The sequence below is a fragment of the Streptomyces sp. NPDC006430 genome (assembly GCF_040612395.1).
Taxonomy (GTDB): domain Bacteria; phylum Actinomycetota; class Actinomycetes; order Streptomycetales; family Streptomycetaceae; genus Streptomyces.
Window position 1 is genome coordinate 21,312 of record NZ_JBEXQA010000050.1, and the last position, 6,000, is coordinate 27,311.

At 70.0% G+C, this 6,000-nt stretch carries 5 protein-coding genes; 4 read left to right on the forward strand and 1 reads right to left on the reverse strand.

The features are described 5' to 3' along the window. Nucleotides 1-405: 405 nt before the first annotated feature. The 4 genes from ABZZ20_RS34680 to ABZZ20_RS34695 all read left to right on the forward strand — a co-directional run bounded on the left by ABZZ20_RS34680 (nt 406) and on the right by ABZZ20_RS34695 (nt 5,442). Nucleotides 406-1,218 carry an IPT/TIG domain-containing protein gene (locus ABZZ20_RS34680; RefSeq protein WP_356876629.1) on the forward strand — a complete coding sequence of 271 codons (813 nt, stop codon included), beginning with the start codon at nt 406-408 and terminating at the stop codon, nt 1,216-1,218. Nucleotides 1,219-1,354: 136 nt separating this feature from the next. Next, nucleotides 1,355-2,605 (forward strand): IPT/TIG domain-containing protein, encoded by a 1,251-nt coding sequence (locus tag ABZZ20_RS34685; protein ID WP_356876631.1) that lies wholly within the window; start codon nt 1,355-1,357, stop codon nt 2,603-2,605. 228 nt (nt 2,606-2,833) lie between these two features. Continuing rightward, nucleotides 2,834-3,796, forward strand: coding sequence for an ABC transporter ATP-binding protein (locus ABZZ20_RS34690; protein ID WP_356876633.1), 963 nt, complete (start codon nt 2,834-2,836; stop codon nt 3,794-3,796). Then, nucleotides 3,793-5,442, forward strand: a complete 1,650-nt coding sequence (locus ABZZ20_RS34695; RefSeq protein WP_356876635.1) for a hypothetical protein — start codon at nt 3,793-3,795, stop codon at nt 5,440-5,442. Before ABZZ20_RS34690 ends, ABZZ20_RS34695 begins: the two co-directional genes overlap by 4 nt. Before the next feature lie 221 nt (nt 5,443-5,663). On the opposite strand, the gene ABZZ20_RS34700 is transcribed toward ABZZ20_RS34695, so the two are convergent. Then, nucleotides 5,664-6,000: cytochrome P450 (locus tag ABZZ20_RS34700; protein ID WP_356876637.1), on the reverse strand; the 337-nt coding region annotated here is incomplete at its 5' end.

The window sequence follows — 6,000 nt, forward strand, 5'->3', positions numbered from 1 at the left end:
GCCGCCGGGACCGGCGATCACGTTCCCGCAGGCGCCGTTCGCGATGGCGTCGAGAAACTCCACTGACCTACACCACCCGGTCCGTGCCACGACTGGTCTGCTCGGACGGCGCTCACCGCCCGCGACGGCGACATCGTCAACTACCCCTTGCCGCAGCCGTCTTCGGCAGCACCCCAACATGGGTGAGCGGACCGTCTCCGCCTCCCCTCGCTGAGTTCGCGGATCCCGCCCAGACCCCACCAGTGCGCACCCCGCCACGGCGCAGACAACCCCGGCAACCGGTGCTACACACGCCCGTTCATCCGGGCTCGTCTCCCTCGGGGTCCGGGCGCCGCAAGGCCACGGACCCGTACGCCTTCCTCCTACCGGTCACAGAAGCAACACCGTCAAAGAAGGAGAAGCCCCATGCCATCCATCACCTCGCTCAGCGCGACCCAGGGTCACAACGGAGACGCGCTGACCATCACCGGCACCGGTCTGGGTACCAGCGCCACCACCACCAAGGTGTACTTCGGCGGCAAGAAGGTCACGCCCAACACCGTGTCCTCCACCTCCGTCACCGTCACCGTTCCAATCCTGTGCGCGGGGCAGGTCGACGTCACCGTGATCGTGTCAGGCACGCTCAGCAACCCCAAGCCCTTCTTCGCCATCGGCACTCCGCAGTGCTCGTTCCTGAGCTCCAACGTCGCGCCGGAGGCGCCCACGGTGGCCATCACCATCAACGGCAGCGGCCTGGCGACCGCGACAGCGGTGCAATTCGGCGGAACTCCCACCACGAGCACGGTCGCGCCGGTGGGGGACTCCCAGATCCCAGGCATCGTCCCTCCCGGCCACACAGTAACCGGGACCGACACGGACACGGTGGACGTCACCGTGGTCACCGCCGGCGGCACCAGCGTCCCCGCCGGTGGCGCCACTCAAGTCACCTACTACAAACTCCCGACGGTCACCTCCGTGGCCCCCACCTCGGGATCACCCGGCCAAACGGGCATCGCCGTCAACGGACTCCACCTCGTCGACGTCAGCGCCGTAACCTTCACGGACGCGGTCACCCCCGCCAACGTCTTCGTGGTGCCGCTGTCCGACATCGAAGCGACCAGCACCACGCAGGTCCTGGTCACCGCACCCGCCGGTCTCACCCCGACCCTCGTCTACAACGTGACGGCGACCACGCCCGGCGGCGAAAGCACCACCAGCGCCGCTTTCACCGCGTCCTGACAACCCAAACCCCTCGTCCGAGGGGCGAATAGAAGCAGCCTGCGCACGCCCCGGAAAACGGCGTGCTCAGGCTCCCGAGCCCCGGCCGGAATCAGGCAAGGGCACATTTGACGCGGCCGACAATAGAAAGAACGTCATGGTAGCGGTTATCAGTAGCCTCAGCCCCAGCCAAGGCCCATCCGCCGGCGGAAACACGGTGACGATCAACGGTACCGGTTTCACCGGAACCACAGCGGTGAAGTTCGGCGCCGCCTTCGCCCCCTTCACCGTGACCAGTTCCATAAAAATCACTGCCACCGCCCCCGCCGGCACCGGATCCGTAGCAGTCACGGTCAGCTCACCCAGCGGCACGAGCAACAACGCCCTCTACACCTATTCGGCCGCGCCGGTGGTCAGCGGCGTCAGCCCCAACCAGGGACCCGCCGCCGGGGGGAACACCGTCACCATCAGCGGCACGGGATTCACCGGAACCACAGCGGTGAAGTTCGGCGCCACCTCCGCCCCCTTCACGGTCAACACCGCCACGCAGATCACCGCCACCGCACCTCCCGGCACCGGATCCGTAACAGTCACGGTCAGCTCACCCAGCGGCACAAGCAACAACACCGTTACCTACACCTACACCACCGCGCCCGCCCCCGTCATCAACAACCTCAGTCCCAACCAGGGCCCCACCAGCGGCGGAAACACCGTCACCATCAACGGAACGGGCTTCACCGGCATCACATCGGTCAAATTCGGCACCGCATCAGTGCCGTTCACCGTGGTCAACACGACACAGATCACCGCCGTCGCCCCAGCGGCCCCGGCAGCACCGGTCAATGTGACCGTCTCCACCCCGACAACGATCAGCAACGCGGTGTCGTACTTCTACATCGCTGCTCCGACCGTCACCGGCGTCGATCCGACCATGGGGCCGGTGGCCGGCGGCAACACGGTGACCATCACCGGCACCAATCTGATCCTCGCCACCGCCGCGGCGTTCGGCACCGGCCACGCCACGAACATCAACGTGCTCTCGGACAGCCAGATCACAGCCGACGCTCCCAGTGGCAACGGAACCGTCACCGTCACCGTCACCACCCCGGGCGGAACCAGCCTGCCAGGTCAGGGCGACCCCTACTACACCTACCTGGGGACACCGGGCATCACCTCTCTCATCCCCGACAACGGACCGGCCTTCGGGGGAACCAGCGTCTCCATCACTGGCACCAACCTCACCTACACCGACGAAGTCCGCTTCGACGGCACCACGACGTCCTTCGCGGCCGTCTCCGACAACCTGCTCGTCGCCACAGCCCCGGCCGGAACGGTGGGAACCGTCAGCGTCACCGTTCACACCCCGGGCGGAAACAGCAACGGCCTTCCCTACCGGTACGAGGCATGAACCCGCCCTCGGGACTGTAAATCGCTTGGCTCTGTCCCGTAATCAGCGGTAACGAAGAGTGAACGGTATCGTCGTGGAGGGAGCCGCCCAGGGGTCGGTCGAGACGGCACGCAGAACGGCCGTCCGCGCCGGGCGACATAGCGCGCGGCACCACGTCGTCCGACCACTGCCGACACGGGCGTCGGGCAGTAGCGTGGAAGAGGACCCGCCGAGCCACGGAGGTACGGGATGGGGATCTCCGCGATACGCACCGAGGGACTGAGCAAGCGATTCGGCCGGGTGATCGCCCTGGACGACCTGGACCTCGCGGTGGAGCAGGGCGAGATCTTCGGCTTCCTGGGCCCCAACGGAGCGGGGAAGTCGACCACGATCCGGCTGCTGCTCCACCTCCTGCGACCGACCGCCGGCTCCGCGTGGATCATGGGTGTCCCGGTGGCCGACGTGGAGCGGGCCCACGGTCACGTCTCCTACGTACCGGGCGACGTCTCGCTGTGGCCGCAGCTGACCGGCCTGGAGATCCTCACCTACCTGGGCAACCTGGCGGGCACCGCCGACATCGCCTTCCGGGACGAGCTCGTCGAGCGGCTGCGGCTCGATCCGAGCCTGCGGGCGCGCTCGTACTCCAAGGGGAACCGGCAGAAGATCGCGCTGGTCGCGGCGTTCATGACGCGGCCGGACGTCCTGCTGCTGGACGAGCCGACAGCCGGCCTCGACCCGCTGATGGAGGCCGAGTTCCAGGCTCTGGCCCGCGACGCCGCCGCCCGGGGACAGACCGTCTTCCTGTCGTCGCACATCCTGGACGAGGTCGAGGACCTCTGCCATCGCGTGGCGATCCTGCGCGAGGGCAGGCTGGTCGAGATCGCGGCCCTGGCGGACCTGCGCCGGCTCAGCAGCACGATCTTCGAAGCCGTTCTGGACGGCCCGGTGCCCGAGCTGGCCGGACTGGCGGGCGTGAGCGCCGTGGAGCCGATCGACGGCGGCGTGCGGGTGTCGGTGACCGGGCCGCCGAGGGCCGTGCTCTCCCGACTGGCCGACGCGGGACTGGTGCGCCTGCGCAGCCGTGAACCGACCTTGGAGGAGATCTTCCTGACCTATTACGAGGCCACCCCCGCGCAGCGCGACGCGGTCGCCGCCGCGCACGGCTCCAGGCCCGCGACGGGGGACGAGGGCGCACGAGGCGCGCAGCGATGACCGGAACCGCCGCCGTGTCCCCCGCTTCCGAGGACCGGACTCCGCTCGGACGCGGACGGCGTCCGCCGGTGGCGCTCGCGCGGCTGTCGGCCCGGCTGGTCCGGCGGGGCACGGTCGTGCTGGCGCTGGCCGTCGCGGTCTACGCCGCGGTAGAGGTCTTCTCCTACCTGGGCACCTATCCCGACGCCGCCTCCAGGGCAAGACTGGCCGCGCTCCAGGACAATCCGGCGTTGCGGATGTTGCAGGGCATCCCGCACGCGATCGACACGCCGGGTGGCTTCGTGGTCTGGGACGGCGGTTGGGTCCTGGCGTCCATCGTGGGGATCTGGGCGCTACTCACCACCGGGCGGCTGCTGCGCGGCGAGGAGGAGTCCCAACGGGCCGAACTCGTCCTGGCGAGCCCGTTGCGGGTGGGCCGGGCCGTCCTCGTACAACTCCTGGTCCTCGCGGGTGCGATCGCCTTCGTCGGTGCCGCGGTCGCGGTGGTCCTGGCAGCGGCGGGCACGGGCGCGGGCGGCTCGGTCCTGTTCGGGCTCGCCGTCGTCGGCTTCGCGGCGACCTTCGCAGGCGTCGCAGCGATCACCGCCCAGGTCTTCGAGGTCCGACGCCGCGCGACCGGGGCCGCAGCGGCCGTGTTCGGGCTGACGTTCCTGGTGCGGATGCTCGCCAACAGCAATGACGCGCGGGGCTGGGCACGCTGGCTGACCCCCTTCGGGTGGATGGACGAACTCCACCCCTATCGGGAACCGAGGTGGCAGGCCCTGGCCGCATTGCTGGTGGTGCCCGTCCTGCTGGGCGCGGCGGCCGTGCGGTTGCGGCGGGCGCGCGACACCGGCGGTGCCCTGCTGGCCGAGCGGGACCGCCGGCCGGCCCGGGCCCGTCTGCTGGGCGGTCCGACCGCGTTCGCCTGGCGCAGCACCCAGGGTGCGCTGATCGGCTGGGTGATCGGTGTCGCGGCCTACGCGTTCGTGATCGGCGTGACGCTCAGGACCGTCACCGACCTCATCACCAGCGATCCGAACTACCGCAGGGTGCTCCAGACCCTCGGCTGGGACGCGGCGCGGGCCACGGAGGGATACCTCGGCATCATGGCCACGCTGATCGGCCTGTTCCTGGCCCTGTACGCGTGCTGGCGGGTCGGCGCCGCCCGCGCGGAGGAGGCCGCCGGACGGCTGGACAACACCCTGGCCCGCCCGGTCCCCCGCCACCGCTGGCTCGCCGGCCACCTCCTGCTGACCGTGGCCGCGGCCGTGCTCATCGCCGTGGCCGCCGCTCTGGCCCTGTGGACCGGCGCCACGATCGGCGGGACAGAGGTCGGCATCACGGACACGCTCGGATCGGTGATGAACACCCTTCCCGTCGTCGTCCTCATCACCGGTGTGGCCGTCCTCCTGTACGGCGCCCGGCCACGCCTGACCATCACGGCCTCGGTCGCGGTCGCGGTCACCGCGTACCTCGTCCAGCTGATCGGACCGGCGCTGCACTGGCCAGGCTGGGTCCTGGACACGTCCCCGTTCCACCACCTCGCGGCCGTCCCGGCCGAGCCGTTCGCCCCGGTCTCCGGGACGGTCATGTCCGGGCTCGGCCTCGCCCTGATGGCGGCCGGCGTCGCCGCCTTCGCACGGCGCGACCTCTCGGGCGATTAGCACCACGGAATTCGGTGCCGAGCCGGCAACAGGACTGCCCCACCGGGCGGCTTCGCCCGCACACCGGCCGGTGAGGCGGACGCGCCGGGACCCGCATGGCCCCAAAACCCATCAAGGGGCCGTCTCGTATCGCTGCCAACGACCCCTGATCTGCGACTCTTTCGAGTCGGGGCGACAGGATCAGATGCCCGTACGCGGCCTCGCCCGTCACCGGCTCGCGCTCACACCTCCCAGGTGACCGGGAGGCTCTTCACCCCGTAGATGTCCGCGGTCTCCGGGCGCAGGGCGACGTCTTCGGCCGGTACCGCCAGGCGCAGCGTGGGGAAGCGGGCCAGCAGCGCGCAGAACGCGACCCGCATCTCGACGCGGGCCAGTTGCGCGCCCAGGCACAGGTGGATGCCGTGTCCGAAGGCCAGGTGCCCGCCGGATTCCCTGCGGAGGTCGAGCACGTGGGGATCCGCGAAGCGCTCGGGGTCGCGGTTGGCGGTGTTGTACGACAGGACTACCGTCGTGCCTGCCTCGATAGTCTGGCCGCCCACCTCGACGTCCTCCAGCGCC